12 protein-coding genes are annotated in these 16,181 nt (G+C 76.6%); all 12 read left to right on the forward strand.

Translation table 11 applies throughout. The features are described 5' to 3' along the window. Nucleotides 1–37: 37 nt before the first annotated feature. The 12 genes from FHU37_RS19615 to FHU37_RS19670 all read left to right on the forward strand — a co-directional run bounded on the left by FHU37_RS19615 (nt 38) and on the right by FHU37_RS19670 (nt 16,114). A complete protein-coding gene (locus FHU37_RS19615) occupies nt 38–1,357 on the forward strand; it encodes a phenylacetate--CoA ligase family protein (protein ID WP_179815447.1) in 1,320 nt (439 codons plus the stop codon). A gap of 2 nt (nt 1,358–1,359) precedes the next feature. Continuing rightward, the gene (locus FHU37_RS19620) at nt 1,360–3,072 is read left to right on the forward strand and encodes a prenyltransferase/squalene oxidase repeat-containing protein (protein ID WP_179815448.1); all 1,713 of its coding nucleotides are present in this window, start codon (nt 1,360–1,362) and stop codon (nt 3,070–3,072) included. 9 nt (nt 3,073–3,081) lie between these two features. Then, a complete protein-coding gene (locus FHU37_RS19625; protein WP_179815449.1) occupies nt 3,082–3,453 on the forward strand; it encodes a hypothetical protein in 372 nt (123 codons plus the stop codon). Then, a complete protein-coding gene (locus tag FHU37_RS19630; protein WP_179815450.1) occupies nt 3,446–3,745 on the forward strand; it encodes a hypothetical protein in 300 nt (99 codons plus the stop codon). The genes FHU37_RS19625 and FHU37_RS19630 overlap by 8 nt, the downstream gene beginning before the upstream one ends. Then, complete coding sequence (locus tag FHU37_RS19635) at nt 3,745–4,809, forward strand: AMP-binding protein (protein WP_179815451.1); 1,065 nt, start codon at nt 3,745–3,747, stop codon at nt 4,807–4,809. Before FHU37_RS19630 ends, FHU37_RS19635 begins: the two co-directional genes overlap by 1 nt. Before the next feature lie 85 nt (nt 4,810–4,894). Further along, nucleotides 4,895–6,202 carry a phenylacetate--CoA ligase family protein gene (locus FHU37_RS19640; protein ID WP_179815452.1) on the forward strand — a complete coding sequence of 436 codons (1,308 nt, stop codon included), beginning with the start codon at nt 4,895–4,897 and terminating at the stop codon, nt 6,200–6,202. 15 nt (nt 6,203–6,217) lie between these two features. Continuing rightward, nucleotides 6,218–6,985, forward strand: a complete 768-nt coding sequence (locus tag FHU37_RS19645; protein WP_179815453.1) for an SDR family NAD(P)-dependent oxidoreductase — start codon at nt 6,218–6,220, stop codon at nt 6,983–6,985. A gap of 67 nt (nt 6,986–7,052) precedes the next feature. Then, nucleotides 7,053–8,348, forward strand: coding sequence for an aspartate aminotransferase family protein (locus FHU37_RS19650; RefSeq protein WP_179815454.1), 1,296 nt, complete (start codon nt 7,053–7,055; stop codon nt 8,346–8,348). A gap of 114 nt (nt 8,349–8,462) precedes the next feature. Then, complete coding sequence (locus FHU37_RS19655; protein ID WP_179815455.1) at nt 8,463–9,977, forward strand: amidase family protein; 1,515 nt, start codon at nt 8,463–8,465, stop codon at nt 9,975–9,977. Beyond that, nucleotides 9,974–11,386, forward strand: a complete 1,413-nt coding sequence (locus FHU37_RS19660) for an MFS transporter (RefSeq protein ID WP_179815456.1) — start codon at nt 9,974–9,976, stop codon at nt 11,384–11,386. Before FHU37_RS19655 ends, FHU37_RS19660 begins: the two co-directional genes overlap by 4 nt. Continuing rightward, complete coding sequence (locus FHU37_RS19665) at nt 11,383–12,951, forward strand: aromatic amino acid ammonia-lyase (RefSeq protein ID WP_179815457.1); 1,569 nt, start codon at nt 11,383–11,385, stop codon at nt 12,949–12,951. Before FHU37_RS19660 ends, FHU37_RS19665 begins: the two co-directional genes overlap by 4 nt. 34 nt (nt 12,952–12,985) lie before the next feature. Next, nucleotides 12,986–16,114 (forward strand): bifunctional [glutamine synthetase] adenylyltransferase/[glutamine synthetase]-adenylyl-L-tyrosine phosphorylase, encoded by a 3,129-nt coding sequence (locus FHU37_RS19670; RefSeq protein ID WP_179815458.1) that lies wholly within the window; start codon nt 12,986–12,988, stop codon nt 16,112–16,114. Nucleotides 16,115–16,181: the final 67 nt, after the last annotated feature.

The raw sequence follows: 16,181 nt of genomic DNA on the forward strand, positions 1-16,181 counted from the left end.
CCGTCCTCCTTACCCCGTTCCCGGAGAGAGGTTCGGCATGGTGTGGTCCCCCGATTCCACCGCCTACAGGTCCCTGGTCGAGGCGCACCGAGAACGTCTGCGGCTGCTTGAGCGCGACTTCGATCCGGAATACCTCGCGGCGCTGCGCGCGGAAAAGCTCGACAGATTATGGGACAGGCTCCTGCGAGTCCCCCACTTCCGGGATCTGCCCCAGGCGCGCCGGCGCCGGTTCGCGGACGCCCCGATCACCCGGAAGGCGCGGCTGAAAAGCGATCCGGGCCGCTTCGTGGCGGCCGGGGACGTCTACCACCGCTACTACGAGACCTCCGGATCCACCGGCCTCCCGACCCCCACCCCGCGACAGGTCCAGGACACCACCTGGAACACCGTCTCGGTCGCCGCCGTCTGGGGACGCCACCTGCGGGCCGGGGACCGGGTGGCCTCGCTGCTGCCCTCCGACGTCGTCCCGGTCGGCGACCTCGTCGCCGGCGTGGCCGACTACCTGGGCGCGACCCTGCTGCGCGCCTACCCCTTCGCCCAGGGCATCTGCGACTGGGACCGCCTGGAGGCGCTGTTCGCCGGGTACGCGCCGCGGCACGTCTTCGCCGCCCCCGGGGTGCTGCTCCAGTGGACCCGGCTGCTGAAGCAGCGCGGCCGGCTGGAGCGGGTCAGCGCCGGGGTCGAGTCGCTGCTGCTGCTGGGCGAGGTCAGCACGCCGCCGTTGCGCACCCGACTGGGCGAGGAGTGGGGCGCCCGCGTCGTCGACGTCTCCTACGGCAGCACCGAGACCGGCACGATCGCCGCCGCCTGCGAACACGACCGGCTGCACCTGCTGGCCCACAGCCACCTGGCGGAGGTGCTGGTCGACGGCCGCCCGGTGCCGGCCGAACCCGGACGCCGCGGGGAACTCGTCGTCACGACGCTGAACAACTACGCCCGGCCGCTCCTGCGGTACGCCACCGGCGACCTGGTCACCGTCGGGGACGCGGCCGACTGCCCCTGCGGGCTCAACCTGCCCACGCTCACCGTGCACGGCAGGGAGGCGGAGAGCCTGTCCGTCGGCGGCGTCCCGCTGAACGCCGGCGCGATAGAGGAGATCGTGTACACCACCCGCGGGATCACCGGGTACCTGGTGCAGCTCAAGCGGCCCGACGCCGCCGCGACCCGCCTGGTGCTGGAGCGCGACGTGGACCACGACGGCCCCGAGGACGCCCTGCACGCCGAGGTCGCCGACCGCTTCCGGGCGATCGGCGTGCACTGGACACAGGTCACCTCCGTGGCCCAGCTCCCGCAGCTGAGCAAGGCCGGCGGCAGCCAGAAGAACTGGAAGCGGACCAACGTGCAGTGGGTGGACTGACGATGCCCCTCGACGCGTACCGCACCGCGGACGGCGGGGCCCGCCAGGGGCCGGCCGACCTGTGGTGCACCTACGCCGCCGTGCGCACGCTGACCTGGCTCGGCGCCGCCCCGGCCGACCCGGAGGCCACCGCGGCCTTCCTGCGCGGACGCCAGAACGCCGATGGCGCCTTCGCCTGGCAGAAGGGGCTCCCCTCGGACGTCTGGGCCACCTACTACTGCACCCAGGCGCTGAGCGACCTCGGCGGCGAGATCCCCCGCCGCGGGGAGCTGGCCGACTGGCTGGCGCGCACCCAGCACCCCACCGGCGGCTTCGCCATGACCCCGGGGCAGCGGCCGGACGTCTGGGCCACCTACTACGCCACCCGCCTCTGGGACGAGATCCTGCGGCGGCCCGTCCCCGGGCCGCGGGCGCTGCGCCGCTGGCTCGCCGGCCTCCAGCGGGAGGACGGCGCGCTGGGGTGGTACCCGGGCGCCCCGGACTCCGACGTGCGCGCCTGCTACTACGGCGCACTGGCCTGGCGGGCGGCCTTCGCCGACCGCGCGGTTCCCTGGCGCCGCACCGACCTGCTCGGATGGCTGGGGGAGCGGCAGCGGCCGGACGGCGGCTACGTCTTCGACACCGCCTCCACCGCCTCCTGCCTGTGGGCCACCTTCCGCGCCGTGCGCGCCCTGGACGCCCTCGGCGCCCGGCCCGCCCGCGCCGCCGACTGCGCCCGCTGGATCTCCGCCCGGCAGACCGCCACCGCCTCCTTCACCCGCTGGGAGGGCTACCCGGATCCCGACGTCTGGGCGGCCTTCAGCGCCGTGGGGGCGGCGCAGACCCTCGGCCACCCGCTGCCGGACGCGGCACCGGTGCTGGCCTTCCTCAAGGAGTGCGAGCTGCCCGAGGGCGGCTTCACCTACCGTCGCGTCGAGGCGGCCGGGGACAGCCTGGCGACCTCGGCCCTGCTGCTGGTCGACGCCGCCGCCGGCGGCGCCGACACGCCGCGGGCGCGGGAGCGCGCCCGCTGGCTGCACGCCGCCCACCTGCCGTACGAGGGCGGGGTGATGTACATGCCCGGGCGGGGCGCGGAGATCCGCTGCACGCTGTGGGCGGTCGGCGCCCTCGCCGCCGCCGGGCGCCCCGCGCTGGACGGCGACCGGATCGCGGCCTGGCTGCGCCGGCTGCAGAACCGCGACGGCGGGTTCGGCTACTGGCACGGCCGCGCCTCCGACATGGTGGCCACGGTGTCGGCGCTGGAGATCCTCGCCGGGCTGGGCCGCCGCCCGCAGGAGGTGCTCGACGCCACGCGGCTGGCCGACTTCGTGGAGGCCTGCCGCGGCGCGGGCGGTTACGGCCAGGTGCCCGGCGCCGCCCCCACCTGCGCCGCCACCGCCCAGGCGCTGCGGGCCCGGCACCTGCTCGGCGAGCGGGACGAGGCCCGCCGCCTCGCCGCCGACACGCTCCCCGGGTACGCCTCCCGCCTGGGGGGTTACACGGCGGGCCGGCGCGGCGTGCCGGACCTCGTCTCCACCTACCAGGCCGTGCTCACCCGGCAGGTCCTCGAACTGCCGGTGGACACCGCCGACCTCGGCCGCCTCCTGGACAGGCTGCGGCCGGACGGGGAGGGCTACGCCTGGAGTCCGCTCGGGCGCCGCTCGGGGGGCCCGCTGGCCACCGCGCTCGGCACGCTGCTGAACGGGCCCGACCCACTCGTCCCGCTCAACCTCTGAAGGGCCGACATGCCGACCATCATCGTGGAGAGCACGATCGACGACGCCCGCGTCGAGCGCGGGTTCGCCAGGAACGTGAGCCTGTGGCTGCGCGGACAGGGAGTCGACGTCAACCATGTGATCACGCGGTTCACCACCGCGGATCCCGACCGGACGTTCAGCGGGCCCTTCCCGCTGGGCCCGGACGCCTTCGCCTTCGTCCGCTGCACCATCGACCAGGCCCGCCCGGACGGCTTCCGCGCCGCGCTGGCCGCCCGCATCGTCCGCGCGCTCTCCCCGAGCGTCGCCGCGCACCGGGTCTTCGTCCAGTTCGAACCGGTCCGCCCGGCGAGCCACTTCGTCGGCTCCGAGGTACCGGGGGAGGCGGTCGCCGATGCCTGAGACCGACGGCGCCGAGGAGATCACGCTGCGCTCCCGGGTGCGGGCCGCCGTCGCGGCGGTCCTGCGGGTCACGCTGGACCCGGAGCGGGACGCGGAGCCCCTCGCCGCGCTCTTCGAGCAGTACGACAGCCTCGCCGTGCTGGACACCGTCGGCGAGGTGGAGCGGGTCTTCGGCGTCGCCGTCGACCTGGTCGACGACGACCCGCGCACCTCGTTCGCCAGCGTCGCGGCCATCGCGGACCTGGTGCGGCGCAAACAGGCCGACGACGCCGTCCTGGGGGGCGGTTTCTGATGCCCACCGCCGCGCGTGGGCCCGGGACCGACCCGCGGGCCTGCCTGGAGGCCGCGCTGACGCACGGCCGGACACCGCTGGGCCGCTCGGTGGACTGGCGGGAGCTGGGGGTGCGGGACGCCGGCGACCTGCTCGCCCTGCTGCCCCCCGTGCTGCCCTTCGCCACCTCCGGCACCACGGGCACGCCGCGCAGGTGGTGGCGCACCCGGGAGCAGCTGGTCGCGGAGGCGGAGCGGCTCGCCGCCCTGCTGGCCCCGGCGCGCTCGGACGCCGTCCTGGTGCACGCGCCGCTGCGCCACCTGTACGGCCTGCTGCTGGGGGCGCTGGTGCCGGCCCTGCTGGGGCTGCCGGCGTACTACCGCGGCGCGGTGGAACCGCCGCGGCCCGGTCCGCACCGGCCGCTGGTGGTCGCGGTCCCCTCGACCTGGTCGCTGCTGAAACGTTCCCTCTCGGTGCTGCGCGGATACCGGGCCCTCACCGTCGTCCACAGCACCGGCCGGCTGCCCGTCGACTCCGTGCGGCGGGTGAGGCGGGCCGCGCCGTCGCTGGCCCTGTACGAGGTCCACGGCTCCACCGAGACCGGGATGATCGCGGTGCGCACCACCGAGGACGGGGAGTTCGCCCTGGCGGACGACGTGGAGCTGACCCCCGGCCTGGCGCCGGGCCGGACCGTGCCGCTGTCGGTGCGCGGCGCCCGCCTGGCCCGCCCCGACGGCGGCCCGCCCCCCGTGGACCACGTGCTGGACGACCTGGTGCGGGTCACCGGTCCGCGCGCCTACCGGTTGGTCGGGCGCGCCGGACGGATCGTGAAGATCGACGGGCGCCGCGCGGACCTGGCGGCGGTCGAGGCCACGCTGCGCGCCGCCGTCCCCGGGCTCGAACTCGCCTGCGTCCTCGTCCCGGATCCCGTGCGCGGGGAGTGGTACGAGGTGCGCGTGCGCGGGTCGCTCGAACAGCGACGGGCCGTGGTCGACGCCGCCGCGCGGCTGCTGCCGGCCTGGCAGGCTCCGCGCGCGGTGCTGACCGAGCCCCACCCGCCGCGGCGACGATCACGCGCCCTGTGACAGACGGGTTCGACGCGCCCGCCGGCCCGGCGAACCCCCGGCCCCCCTCGTCCACGCGCGGACGCATCCGCTGGAAGGACTCCGCATGACACTCGCCCACCCCGACGGCGCCCCCGCGTCCGCCTCCGCCCCCCGGCCGGCCGGTAGCGGCGAATGGACCCAGACCCGGGAGCTGCCCGCCGAGGACCTGCACCGGTTACTGGCCGAGGTCTCCCGCCTGCCCCGGCTGCGCCACCTCTACCAGGGGCTCGCGGAGCGGCCGGCGGGATCGGTGCGCCTCGCCGACCTCCCCGTGCTGACCAAGGAGCAGATCTCCGACGCCCTGGAGGACGTGGTGCTCCAGGCCCGGGGGCGCGGCCACGGCGCCTACGTCTACGGCAGCGGCGGGACGACCTCCGCGCCCCGGCTGAGCCTGGTGCCCACCAGCATGTTCGTGCCCGAGATCCTGCGGCACTGGAGCCCGCTGTCCCCCCGGGACGTGCTGGTCAACTTCAACACCCCGGGCCGGCTGTGGTCCTCGCACAACTTCTTCAACATGCTCGCCCACCACAGCGGAGCCGTCACCATCCCGCTGGGCTCGGTCGAGCGGCACGAGATGGCCGACTGGCTGGACTTCGTGGACCGGCTCGGCGCCACCGCCCTGGACGCCACCCCCAGTCAGATCGCGCACATCCTGGAGTTCTGCGAGTCGACCGGCCGACCGCTGCCGGGCTTCCGCACGCTGCTGTGGACCGGGGAGGCGTACGGCGCCCGGGCCGCCGAGGTGACCCGCCGCGTCATGCCGGACGCCCGGTTGCACGGCGTCTACGGCTCCACCGAGACCTGGGTCGTCGGGCTGAACTGGCCCTCCTGCCCCGTCGACACCTTCCACGTGCTCCCCTACCAGCACGTCGAGATCGTGGACGGCGCCGTGGTGGTCACCAACACCCACCCCGAGCGCCTCAACCCCATCCTGCGCTACCGGGTCGGCGACCTCGGACGCCTGACCACCTGCGCGTGCGGTCGGCCGGACCGGGCGCTGCGGCTGCTCGGCCGCGACGACCCGCAGCTGAAGTTCGTCAGCATCCTGCTGATGCCGGCGGACATCGCCGACGCGGCCCGCTCGGTGGAGGAGGTCCGCGACGTGCAGATCGCCCTGACCCGGCACGGGCGCCCCGACGAGCACATGGAGGTGCGGATCCTGGTGCGCTCCGGCACCGACCACGCCGACGTCGAAAGGCGCGTCCGCGACCGGGTGCTGACCAGGGTGTACCGGCTGGGCTGGGCGGTGGCCTCGACCCCGGACTCCTTCGCGGTCCGGGTCGTCAACCAGCTGGTGGTCAACCCCCGCACGCACAAGACCGCCCTGGTCCTCAAGACCGACCAGGGCACATCGGCGCACAGCGCCCGTTGAACGAGGAGATCGGACATGTCACGAGTCGTCGTGGTCAGTGGCGGCGGAACCGGGATCGGCCGCGCGGTCGCCGAGGCGTTCGCCGCGGACGGTGAGCGCGTGGTGCTGGTGGGCCGCCGCCCCGAGGTGCTGGAGGCCACCGCCGCGGAGATCACCGCGGCCGCGGACGGCGCCACCCCCGAGGTGGAGGCGGTCGCCGCGGACCTGTCGACCGCCGCCGGGGCCGACCGCGTCCGCGAGGTGGTCGGCGCGCGGGCCGGCGGCGTCGACGTCCTGGTCAACGCCGCCGGCGGGAACGTGGCACTGGGAGCGCCGCCGGCCGAGGGCAGCCCGGCCGAGCGCGCCGCCGAGCACTGGACGGGCAACTTCCGAGCCAACGTGCTCACCGCGGTGCTGCTCACCGAGGCGCTGCGGGACCTGCTGGCGCCCGGAGGCCGGGTCCTGCTGCTCAGCTCCATCGCCGCCTACCGGGGCTCGGGAACCGGCTCCTACGCCGGCACCAAGGCCGCCCTGCACCCCTACGCCTTCGACCTCGCCGCCGCGCTCGGCCCGCGGGGGATCACGGTCAACGTGGTCGCGCCCGGGTACGTCGAGCGGACCGAGTTCTTCCGTGGCGCCCTGTCGGCCGAGCGCGAGCGCACCCTGATCGGCCAGACCCTGAACGGGCGCGCCGGCACGCCCGAGGACGTGGCCGAGACGGTGCGCTGGCTCGCCTCCGCCGGGGCCGCGCACGTCACCGGGCAGATCGTGCAGGTCAACGGCGGCGCCGAGCGCGGGCGATGAGCGGGGAGCCGACCACCGCCGCACCCGCGGCGGGCGTACGAACCGATTCCCGGGAGACGGGTTGGACATGACCACACCACTGTTGCCGGACGCCGCGGCGCCGCCGCACGGCGCCCCCTCCGACACCGCGGTCTTCGAGCGGCACGAGTCGGACGTGCGCCTGTACAGCCGCAAGTTCCCCGTGGTCTTCACCCACGGCCACGGATCCTGGCTGGTGAGCGAGGACGGCCGCCGCTACCTGGACTTCTTCTGCGGCGCGAGCGCCCTGAACTATGGTCACAACCCGCCGGAGGCCAAGGAACGCCTGATCGAGTACCTGAGCCGGGACGGCCTGGTCCACGGCCTCGACATGTACACCGCCGCCAAGCGCGCCTTCCTCGCCCGCTTCCACGAGGTGATCGCCGCCCCGCACGGGCTGCCCCACAAGGTGCAGTTCTGCGGGCCGACCGGAACCGACGCCGTGGAGGCCGCGCTGAAGCTCGCCCGCAAGGCCACGGGGCGCCGCACCGTGGTGGCCTTCACCGGGGCGTTCCACGGCATGTCGCGCGGATCGCTCTCGGTGACGGGAAGCCGCCGGGCGCGGGCCGCCGGTGGCGTGGACCTGCAGGACGTGCTGTTCGTCCCCTACGAGGACGGCCCGGCCGGGGCCTTCGACTCCGTCGACTACCTGGAGCGGCTGCTCGCCGACCCGGCCGGCGGGGTGGACCCGCCGGCGGCGGTCATCGTGGAACCGGTGCAGGTGGACGGGGGCGTGTACCCGGCCTCGGCCCGCTGGCTGCGCCGACTGCGGGCGTTCACCGAGCGGTGGGGCGCCCTGCTGATCGCCGATGACATCCAGGCCGGCTGCGGCCGCTCCGGCGACTTCTTCAGCTTCACCCACGCCGGCGTCACCCCGGACCTGATCACCCTGTCCAAGTCGATCAGCGGCTACGGCCTGCCGCTCTCCCTGCTGCTGATCGCCCCGGGGCTCGACGTGTGGCAGCCCGGCGAGCACACCGGCACCTTCCGCGGCAACCAGCTCGCCTTCGTCAGCGCGACCGCCACGCTGGAGTTGTGGACCCGCCCGGAGTTCACCGCACGGGTCGCGGAGAACCAGCGCGTCCTGCAGGAGGAGGCCCGGCGACTCGCGGCCGGCCGGCCCGGCGTCACCGTGCGGGGACGCGGCATGCTCGCCGGTCTCGACGTGGGCGACCCCGGCCGGGCCGAGCGCGTCCAGGGCGAGTGCTTCCGGCGCGGGCTGATCCTCGAGCTGTGCGGACGCAACGACCGGGTCGTCAAGCTCATGCCCGCACTGAACATCGGCGAGGAGGACCTGCGCACCGGGATCGACGTCCTCCGCTCCGCCCTCGAGGCCACCGCCTGAACACCTCCGGAAGGGCACCCGGGCGGGCCGGGCGCGGGCCCCGCGGCCCGCCCGCCCCGCCCGGCGTGCCGCCAGCGCCACACGACCGAACCGACGAAGGAGCGCGCGAACGCCATGGACCGACGCACAGCGCCGACGCATCCCGCCCCCGCGCCCGCACCCCGCCGGGCGGCCACCGCCGGTGACCGCCCGGCCCCCACCCCCTCCACCGAGCGGACCGAGCCCCGCGCGCAGCTGCCCCCAGAGGGAACCAACGAGCCGCTGCGCCTCCCGGGAAACCTCGGCCTGCCGCTCCACAGCCGGGTACGGCTGATCACCCGTGGCAGCCTGCCCGCGATCGCCTGGCGCGCCGAGGCCAACGCCTGGGCCCGGGCCGCCGACGAGCGTTACCGGGCCACCACCGAACTGCGCGCGCTCGGACCGACCGACGGCGACATCCGGCTCGGAGTCAAGGACACCGTGGACGCGGCCGGTTTCGCCACCCGGCTCGGGCTGCGGCACCACCGGCACTACCCGGCGCGCTCCGCCGCCGCGCTGCGCGGCCTGCGCGGCGTCTCCGTCATCGCCAAGCTGGTCACCCCGGAGCTCTCCATCGGCCGCCGGCACGGCGCCCGCAACCCGCGCTTCCCGCGCGTGGACCCGGCCGGCTCCAGCACCGGCAGCGCGGTGGCGGTGGCCGCCTCCATCTGCGACGTGGCGTTGGGCACCGACACGGTCGCCTCGGTCCGCCTGCCGGCCGCGGCCTGCGGGGTCGTCGGCCTGCGGGCGACGCACCGCGCGGACCAGTTGGACGGCGTCTTCCCGCTCTCGCCGCCGCTGGACGCGCCCGGCTGGATCGCCCGCACCGCCGACGACCTGTCCTACTTCTGGTACCGCAGCGGACTCGGCGGGCCGTTACCGCCCGCGCTCCCGCCGGGGGAGACCTTCCGCGTCGGCGTGGTCGCGGAGGCGCTCGACGGACCGAACACGCCCGAGGTCCGCGGCGCGCTCGACACCCTGCGGGACGCGCTCGCCGACTCCGGCCACCGCCTCGTGACCGTCCGCCTGGGCCGGCTGTGGGAGCAGCGGGGCGCCGCCTACGAGCTGTGCGCGCGCACCGCGCTGGACGCCTACCGGCGGTGGCGGGCGGGCGCCGACGATCCGCTGGAGGACGCCACCCGGTCGGCGATCGAGGCGGGCGCCGAGATCGGCGACGCGCGCCACGCCGAGATCACCGCCACGCTCCGCGCCGTCCGCGGGACCGTCGCCGACCTGTTCCGCGGCCAGGGCGTCGACCTGTGGCTGCTGCCCCTGCACCCGGTGCCGCCCCGCGGGGTGGACTCCCCGCCCGCCGCGGCCTCGGTGATCCCGCGCCGCGGCGAGCCGGACTACGAGCGGCGCCTCGGATACGCGCCGGTCGCCAGCTTCGCCGGTCTGCCGGCGATCGCCTTCCCCGCGGGCGCGGATCCGGAGCGTGGGGCCCCGATCGCGGCGCAGGCCGTGGCGGCGCCCGGAGCCGAGGCGCTGCTGATCCGGTTCGCCCAGGAGGCCGCCCGCCTCCTCGGCGACCCGCTCGCCCCCGCCGCCCGCCCGGCACCACGGCCGCCGGGCGCGGGGCAACCGGTCGCCGGGGGAGAGGGACCGCGGTGAGCGCCGCCACCCCGCCACCCGGCGCCATCGGTGGCGACGGCACGCCGCTCCCGCCCACCCCGCCCGTCCCGTCCGACCCGCCGGTCCGGGGCGCCGTCCCGTTCCTGGCCGTCTGGCTGCCGAGCCTGCTCGCCGTGACCGGGACCGGCCTGAGCGTCTTCGTGCTCGGCTGGTGGATCGGCTCCGCCCCGCAGGGCGGTGCCCGGCTCGGCGCCGTGGTCGCCACCGCCAGCGTGGTCTCCCTGCTGCTGGTCACGCTGCTCGCCGGCGTCGTCGACACCGCCGACCGGCGCCGCACGCTGGTCACCGTGCTCACGCTGCTGCTGGTCCCGCTGGCCGTGCTCGTCGCGGTCCTGGAACGGCCGCCGAGCACCGCGACCCTGCTGGTCGCCGGGGCCTGCTACGTGCTCGTCCACTCTCTCCAGCAGCTGTACATGGCCGCCGTGGAGAACATCGGCGCGGACCTCGCCCCGTCGCACTGGCCGGAGACCAGGACGGCGCTGCTCACCCAGGTGCACACCCAGCTCTCCCGGGCGGTGGCCCCGCTGCTGGCCGGAGGGCTGCTCGCGGCCGGGATCCTGTGGGGCGTCACCCTGGCGGCCTTCGGGTTCGTCGCCGTCACCCTGCTCGCGGTGCACCGATTCCGGCGGCACGTCGACGCCCTGTCCGCCCGCACTGCGTCCGGCGCGGCACCCTCCACCGACCCGACCCGCCCGGGCACGGTCCGCCCCCGCCCGCCGCGCGGGGCGGGGCACGGTGGCGGCCCGCTCCGCGGCACCGCGCGCGACCTGGCGACCTCCGTCCGGCTGCTGCGCGGACACCGGGAGCTGTCCTTCCTCATCCTCTTCGGCGCCCTCGGCAACCTCGTCGTCTTCCCCTTCCACGCCGTGCTGCCCGCCTTCAACGCCGAGTACGGCCTGCCCACTCCGGCCGAGGCCACCCTCTACAGCGCCTCCTCCTCCGCCTACGGGGCGGGCATGCTGGCCGGCACGGTCGTCCTGGTGCGGCTGGGGCGCTTCCACGACACGCTGCGCGGCCTGCGCGCGGCCGCGGGCGCCTTCGCGCTGATCTGCCTGGTGCTGCTCACCGCCTCGGTCGCCCCGTGGCCGCCCACCGTGGTGGTGGCGATGGCGCTGACGGGCGCCCTCTTCGCCGTCCTGGTCGCGGTCGGCGGCGCGGTCTGGCTCCGCCTCACCCCCGCCGCGATCCGGGTCCGGGTCTTCAGCCTGCGCCGGCTGACGGTCTTCTCCACCATCCCGCTCGGCTCGCTGCTGATGGGCCTCGGCGGGGCGGAGTTCGGCTACCGGGTCTTCACCCGCGCACTGGTGCTGGCCGTGCTGGCCGCCCTCGCCGTCCTGTGGTGGGTCTACCTGCGCCGGGACGGGCACGGGGGGAGCGGCGCGGCATGACGTACCACTCGGCCCGCGACCTGGTGCGCTCCACCGAGCACGCCCGCCTGGTCCTCGAACCCGGTGCCCGCGCGCGGATGGACGCCAGCGCCGACCGCCTGGAGCGGGCGCTCGCCGATGGGGCGGAGGTCTACGGCCTCACCCGCGGGTTCGGACCGCTCGCCACCCACCCGGCCGGGCCCGACGACGCCGCGCAGGGCCTCGGCCTGATCCACCACCTCGCCGCCGGGCAGGGCCCCGCCCTTCCCGCCGCCAGCACCCGGCTGATGCTGCGGCTCCGCCTGGAGGGCATGACCCGCGGCTACTCCGGCGTCCGCCCCGCCACCTGGGCCGCCCTCGCCGGGGCGTACAACGCCGGCTTCCTGCCGGTGGTCCCGGCCAGGGGCAGCGTCAGCGCCAGCGGCGACCTGCTGCCCCTGGCCCACGCGGCCCTGGCGTTCGCCGGAGACGGCGAGGCGTGGCGGCGCGCGGCCGGCGGCGAGTGGCGGCGCGAGCCGGCGGCCCCGGCGCTCGCCCGGTTGGGGCTGCGCCCGGTGCGCTGGCGCGCCCGGGAGGCCCTCGCCTTCGTCAACGGCAGCAGCGCGAGCCTCGCGGTCGCCCTGGAGAACCACGTCGCCCTGCTGGAACTCGGCTGGCTCGCCGCCATGCTCACCGGGCGGGTGGTCGCACTCCTCGGTGCCACGGGGGAGCCCTACCTGGACGGCGTCACCGAGGCCCGCGGCGGCCTGGCCGGCCACCGCCACGCCGCCCGGTGGATCGTCGAGCAGGCGGGGCCGCCCCTCCCGGCCGCCGACGCCCGCGCCCTCCAGGAGCCGTACTCGCTGCGCTGCGCCCCCCAGGTGATCGGATCGGTGCTGGACCACCTGTGGGCCGCCGAGGCGCTGCTGCTGCGGGAGGCCCGCGGCTGCTCGGACAACCCGGTGATCACCGCCGACGCGGTGCTGCACGCCGGCAACTTCCACGCCGTCGGCGCGGGCGTCGCCTCCGACCTGCACGCCGTGCTCGCCCACCAGCTCGCCTTCCTCGCCGAACGGCAGCTCGCGCTGCTGGTGGATCCCGCGCGCAACGGCGGCCTGCCACCGCTGCTCGCGGCCTCGCCGGGGGCGACCAGCGGGCTGGCCGGCCTCCAGCTCGCCGCCTCCGCGATGGTCGCGGAGATCCGGCAGAAGTCCTTCCCCGCCACCGCCACCGCACTGCCCACCAACCTGTCCAACCAGGACCACGTGCCCATGTCGCTGGTCGGCGCGGTGCGCACCCGCGAACAGCTGGAGCTCGGCGGGCTGGTCACCGCCTCGCTCGCGGTGGCCGCGGCCCAGGTGCAGCACATCCTCGGCGCACCGCCGACGGACGCCTTGTGGTCCGCACTGCTCGCCCGCTCCCCGCGGCTCGTCGCCGACCGGCCGCTGGCCGCCGAGGTCCGCGGCGTCCGGGACCTGCTGCTGCGGGCGGCCCGCCGGCGCCGGCTCCCGGCGGCGGCCACCGCCGGGGGGAACGGCGCCCCGACCGGGCCCCGGGACCGGGCGGGTGTCGGCCCGCCGGACGGGAGACTACCCTCGGAGGGATGATCAACCGTGGCCGGCGACGCCTCGCGGAGGTGCGATGACGCAGCAGGACGCCCACCAGGTCCGCGGCACCCGCAGCACCAGCCGCACCGGCCGCCTGCTGCGCCGCGGCTTCACCGACCCGGACGCCGCGCTGCGCCAGCTGGCCACGGCCGCCCTGGCCCCGCTGCGCGACGACTCCGTGCTGCTCGACGCCCTCGGCCAGACCGCCGACCCCGACCTCGCGCTGCTCGGCCTCGCCCGGCTCGCCGAGGCGCTGGCCGCCCGCGACGCCGCGGACCACGACGCCCTGCTGCAGACGCTGACCGCCTCCAAGCCGCTGCGCGACCGCCTGCTCGGCGTCCTCGGCGCCAGCGCCGCGCTGGCCGACCACCTGGCCCGCCACCCCGGCGACTGGCACATCCTGGACACCTACGAGGTCGTCGACGTCGACCCGCACCCCGAGGACTTCCGCACCGCCCTGGCCGCCGCCGTCCGCGCCGACGGGCCGACCGACCCGCACGGATCCCCCGTGCCGGCCACCGCCGCCGACCGGCTGCGCGTCGCCTACCGGCGCTGCCTGCTCGGCATCGCCGCACGCGACGTCTGCGGCACCGTGGACGTCGCCCGCACCGCCGCCGACCTCGCCGACCTGGCCGCCGCCACCCTGCAGACCGCCCTGGAGATCGCCTCCGCCGAGTTCCCGGAGGACGCCGCCGCCTGCCGACTGGCCGTCATCGGGATGGGCAAGTGCGGCGGGCGCGAGCTGAACTACGTCAGCGACGTGGACGTGATCTTCGTCGCCGAACCGGCCGAGACGCCCGACGGGGCCGAGAGCCCGGCCGGCCGGGAACAGGCCGCGCTGCGCTCGGCCACCAAGCTCGCCGCCCGGCTGATGCGGCTGTGCTCCGACACCACGGTGGAGGGCACCATCTGGCCGGTCGACGCCAACCTCCGCCCCGAGGGCAAGAACGGCCCGCTGGTGCGCACCCTGGCCAGCCACCTCGCCTACTACCGCCGCTGGGCCCGCACCTGGGAGTACCAGGCGCTGCTCAAGGCCCGCCCGGTCGCCGGCGACGCCCGCCTCGGCGCCGCCTACTGCGAGGCCGTCGCCCCGCTGGTCTGGCAGTCCGCCGAGCGGGCCCCCGGCAGCGCCGGGGAGAGCTGGGTCGCCGAGGTGCAGGCCATGCGCCGCCGGGTGGTGGAGTCCATCCCGGCCGGGCAGGCCGAGCGGGAACTCAAGCTCGGGCCCGGCGGCCTGCGCGACGTCGAGTTCGCCGTGCAGCTGCTGCAACTGGTGCACGGGCGCAGCGACGCCACCCTGCGCAGCGGCACCACCCTGGTCGCGCTGCGCGCCCTCGCCGAGGGCGGCTACGTGGGCCGGGCCGACGCCGCCGCCATGGAGGACGCCTACCGCTTCCTGCGCACCGTCGAGCACCGCATCCAGCTCGTCCGGCTCCGCCGCACCCACCTCATGCCGGACGCCGAACCGGACCTGCGCCGGCTCGGCCGCTCCCTCGGCCTGCGCGCCGACCCCGTCGCCGAGCTGCACCGGGCCTGGAAGCGGCACTCCCTGGAGGTCCGCCGGCTGCACGAGAAGCTGTTCTACCGCCCGCTGCTGGACGCCGTCGCCCGGCTCGCCCCGGGCGAGGTCGGCCTCAGCCCCGAGGCCGCGCGCACCCGGCTGACCGCCCTCGGCTTCGCCGACCCCGCCGCGGCGCTGCGCCACCTCAGCGCCCTGACCGCGGGCCTGACCCGCAAGGCCGCCATCCAGCGCACCCTGCTGCCGGTGCTGCTGGCCTGGTTCGCCGAGTCGGCGGACCCGGACGCCGGGCTGCTCGCCTTCCGCCGGGTCTCCGACGCGCTCGGCGACACCCCCTGGTACCTGCGCCAGCTGCGGGACGAGGGCGCCGCCGCCGAGTACATGGCCCGCATCCTCGCCTCCGGCCGCCTCGCCCCCGACCTGCTGATGCGCGCCCCCGAGGCGGTGGCCATGCTCGGCGACCCGGACGAGCTGCGCCCGCGCGGCCGGGCGGCCCTGGAGGCGGAGATCCGCGCCTCAGTCGGACGGGCCACCGGGCCCGAGCAGGCCGTCACGGCGGCCCGCGGGGTGCGCCGCCGCGAGCTGTTCCGCACCGCCGCCGCCGACATCCTCACCGGCCTGGGCGCCACCGACTTCCCGGCGCCGGCGGAGCACGTGGGCGACGTCGTGGACGCCATCGGCGCCGCGCTGACCGACGTCAACGCCGCCACCGTCGCCGGCGCCCTGCAGGCGGCGATCGACGCCGAGGAGCGGTCCAGCGGCGCGCCGCTGCCCACCCGGCTCGCGGTGATCGCGATGGGCCGGTTCGGCGGGCGGGAGCTGGGCTACGGCTCCGACGCCGACGTCCTGTTCGTGCACGACCCGCTGGACGGCGTGGCCGAGGAGGACGCCTACCGGGCCGCCCTGCGGGTGACCAACGAGCTCCGGCGGCTGCTCCAGCTGCCCGCCACCGACCCGCCGCTGGAGGTCGACGCGGACCTGCGTCCGGAGGGGCGGCAGGGGCCGCTGGTGCGCACGCTGGCCGCCTACCGCGCCTACTACGAGCGCTGGGCGCAGGTGTGGGAGAGCCAGGCGCTGCTGCGGGCCGAGCCGGCCGCGGGCGACGCCGAGCTGGGCCGGCGGTTCATGGAGGTCGTCGACCCGGTGCGCTACCCGGACGGCGGCCTGCGGTCGGCGGACGTGCGGGAGATCCGCCGGATCAAGGCGCGGGTGGAGAACGAGCGCATGCCGCGCGGCACCAACCCGGCCACCCACACCAAGCTCGGCCCGGGCGGGCTGGCCGACGTGGAGTGGACCGTGCAGCTGCTGCAGCTGTGCCACGCCCGCGAGGTGCCCGAACTGCGCACCACCCGCACCCGCCGGGCGCTGGCCGCCGCGGTCGACGCGGGCCTGCTGACGCCCGAGGACGGGCGGGTGCTGGACGAGGCGTGGGTGCTGGCCACCCGGGTCCGCAACGCGGTGATGCTGGTCCGCGGGCGGCCGGGGGACACCTTCCCCTCGGACACCCGGGAGCTCACCGGCGTGGCCCACCTGCTGGGCTACCCGGCGGGGCACGTGGGCGACGCCATCGAGGAGTACCGGAGGGTCTCCCGGCGGGCCCGCGCGGTGGTGGAGCGGGTGTTCTACGGCGACGGGGGCGACTGAACGCCGTCCCCGCGTCCGGGCACCGGGCAGCGGCGGCCGCCGTTCACCGGCGCGACCTACGCTGACC

Source organism: Allostreptomyces psammosilenae, assembly GCF_013407765.1.
GTDB lineage: Bacteria > Actinomycetota > Actinomycetes > Streptomycetales > Streptomycetaceae > Allostreptomyces > Allostreptomyces psammosilenae.

What these genes read in the sequence shown, in the direction of transcription:
- FHU37_RS19615 (WP_179815447.1), top strand. Translation starts at nt 38, where the DNA reads ATGGTGTGGTCCCCCGATTCCACCGCCTACAGGTCCCTGGTCGAGGCG.
- FHU37_RS19620 (WP_179815448.1), top strand. Translation starts at nt 1,360, where the DNA reads ATGCCCCTCGACGCGTACCGCACCGCGGACGGCGGGGCCCGCCAGGGG.
- FHU37_RS19625 (WP_179815449.1), top strand. Translation starts at nt 3,082, where the DNA reads ATGCCGACCATCATCGTGGAGAGCACGATCGACGACGCCCGCGTCGAG.
- FHU37_RS19630 (WP_179815450.1), top strand. Translation starts at nt 3,446, where the DNA reads ATGCCTGAGACCGACGGCGCCGAGGAGATCACGCTGCGCTCCCGGGTG.
- FHU37_RS19635 (WP_179815451.1), top strand. Translation starts at nt 3,745, where the DNA reads ATGCCCACCGCCGCGCGTGGGCCCGGGACCGACCCGCGGGCCTGCCTG.
- FHU37_RS19640 (WP_179815452.1), top strand. Translation starts at nt 4,895, where the DNA reads ATGACACTCGCCCACCCCGACGGCGCCCCCGCGTCCGCCTCCGCCCCC.
- FHU37_RS19645 (WP_179815453.1), top strand. Translation starts at nt 6,218, where the DNA reads ATGTCACGAGTCGTCGTGGTCAGTGGCGGCGGAACCGGGATCGGCCGC.
- FHU37_RS19650 (WP_179815454.1), top strand. Translation starts at nt 7,053, where the DNA reads ATGACCACACCACTGTTGCCGGACGCCGCGGCGCCGCCGCACGGCGCC.
- FHU37_RS19655 (WP_179815455.1), top strand. Translation starts at nt 8,463, where the DNA reads ATGGACCGACGCACAGCGCCGACGCATCCCGCCCCCGCGCCCGCACCC.
- FHU37_RS19665 (WP_179815457.1), top strand. Translation starts at nt 11,383, where the DNA reads ATGACGTACCACTCGGCCCGCGACCTGGTGCGCTCCACCGAGCACGCC.
- FHU37_RS19670 (WP_179815458.1), top strand. Translation starts at nt 12,986, where the DNA reads ATGACGCAGCAGGACGCCCACCAGGTCCGCGGCACCCGCAGCACCAGC.